The sequence below is a fragment of the Kaistella sp. CFF1-2 genome (assembly GCF_059509915.1).
Genome location: NZ_JCAKLF010000018.1, coordinates 1 through 1,689, shown reverse-complemented (window position 1 = coordinate 1,689; position 1,689 = coordinate 1). Strand labels below are relative to the sequence as shown.

3 protein-coding genes are annotated in these 1,689 nt (G+C 27.9%); all 3 read left to right on the top strand.

What is annotated here, in order from left to right; translation table 11 throughout:
- The first annotated feature begins 35 nt into the window (after nt 1–35).
- The 3 genes from AC5XHR_RS13675 to AC5XHR_RS13665 all read left to right on the top strand — a co-directional run bounded on the left by AC5XHR_RS13675 (nt 36) and on the right by AC5XHR_RS13665 (nt 1,489).
- A complete protein-coding gene (locus AC5XHR_RS13675) occupies nt 36–563 on the top strand; it encodes a hypothetical protein (RefSeq protein WP_495951336.1) in 528 nt (175 codons plus the stop codon).
- A 307-nt stretch (nt 564–870) separates the two neighbouring features.
- Complete coding sequence (locus AC5XHR_RS13670; protein WP_277693919.1) at nt 871–1,167, top strand: hypothetical protein; 297 nt, start codon at nt 871–873, stop codon at nt 1,165–1,167.
- Nucleotides 1,145–1,489 carry a DUF4288 domain-containing protein gene (locus tag AC5XHR_RS13665; protein ID WP_081917675.1) on the top strand — a complete coding sequence of 115 codons (345 nt, stop codon included), beginning with the start codon at nt 1,145–1,147 and terminating at the stop codon, nt 1,487–1,489. The genes AC5XHR_RS13670 and AC5XHR_RS13665 overlap by 23 nt, the downstream gene beginning before the upstream one ends.
- Nucleotides 1,490–1,689: the final 200 nt, after the last annotated feature.

The window sequence follows — 1,689 nt, the reverse complement described above, 5'->3', positions numbered from 1 at the left end:
CCGTTAGGCGACATTTTATAAAGCAACAACGTTAAATGAAAGCAGAAGATTTCAATTCATTAATTGATTCAATTATTTATGCAGAAGATTATAATTCCTATTATAAGTCAATAGTTAAGAATGGTTTAAACAATCGTGAATCATTTTTTGAAAATGGAGAATTTAAATATGCTTTTCACAACCATAAAATTGATAATATTGAGCACCTTACCAATATTGAATTATTAAAAATTGCGATTCAAAATGATTTGATAGGAATGAACTACTTAGTTCCTTTTTATAAAATTAATGATAAGGAAAATTTATGGCATTATTTAAGTGTTTTTGCTGGAGATAATGATATTCCAAATATAAAACAAAACCTAACAAATGAAATTTATGAAAATCCTAATTATATTTTCAAAATTGAGAACGCAAACTCATTTTTCATAGAAAGTGATTTCGTTATTGTCTGTATAGAACTTCAAAAAAATACAAAGACATTAACATGTGTAAAAAAAGAAAAATTTAAGCAACTAAAGGAAAGTTCAAAAAAATTAAACATTCCACTCATAATTTGTTAAAAAACGTCGCCTAACATTGTATTGGCAAAATGCGGGGTTAAATCCTAAATTGGAATATTTGAAACTTTTAGCCGCCGCTGCTTTTCATATTGTTTTTTTGTGTAATTTAACAATCTGAAAAAGCATCGGCTCACAGCAGTTCTGAATTGAACTTTCAGTTAAATTAAGCCCGCACTTCGCCAATACTTTTTCCGTTAGCAGAAATTTTATAAAAACTATCGTCTTAAAAGAGTGAAAAATAACTATAAAAGATTTTTATCAATGAATAAATTTTTATATTTTTATCCAAACTATAAAATTAAAAAAAATGAAAAAGACATTTAATTTAGTATTGCTATTTGTATGCTTTATTACTTTAAGTTCGTTTGAAAAGCAAAAACCATTTGATGGAAAACCAACTTTTGTATTTCAGAGTTCTTGCGACGCAAGTCAAAATCTTGACGAAACTTGTAGAAGTTTTATTGGAAGATGTAGAAAAGGTGGAATTAATTCAGAATTCCCAGGTCAATTCTATGATGTAAAAATTAGAGAAGTAAAAAATGGCACCTCTGCGGATCACAAAAAGGCTTGGAAATTATTAAATGACAACAGATTTAAAAAATAATATTATGAAAAAATATTTCGGAATAGTTCTTTTGAGAACCAAAAATGAAACGACGAATAACTGCAGTTTTGAGGAGACATATTTGTCTATAAAGTCACAAAATATAGATGAAGCAAGGACTGTTTTAGAAGAATATGGAAAATCTTGTGAAACTACCTACAAAAATCAGAATGAAGATGTAATTGTTGTAAATTTTGAAAAAATAATTGATGTTAACGAATTTTTGAGGGAAGAAACACAGGAAAAATATCAAGAATTATATTCAAGAAATTTTCAAGATATAGAGTCATATTCTAAGTTTGAAAAACTTTATAGCCAATAAAAAAACTTCTGCTAACATCGGTTTTGCAAAAGCGGGGGTGAAGTTCCCTTGCGGTGAAAGTTTTGTAAAATTTATCCGCAAAAAACCATTTCGTTTTTTTTATTTTTTGTAATTTTGAAAAAACGAAAATAGTTTTTGCTCAGTTCGGTTTTTAATAGAAAGTTTCGGCTTTCTTAGCCCCGCCTTCGCAAAGCCGTTTC

Bases quoted from the DNA above. Each gene is read 5' to 3' on its own strand.
- AC5XHR_RS13675 (WP_495951336.1), top strand. From the start codon at position 36: ATGAAAGCAGAAGATTTCAATTCATTAATTGATTCAATTATTTATGCA.
- AC5XHR_RS13670 (WP_277693919.1), top strand. From the start codon at position 871: ATGAAAAAGACATTTAATTTAGTATTGCTATTTGTATGCTTTATTACT.
- AC5XHR_RS13665 (WP_081917675.1), top strand. From the start codon at position 1,145: ATGACAACAGATTTAAAAAATAATATTATGAAAAAATATTTCGGAATA.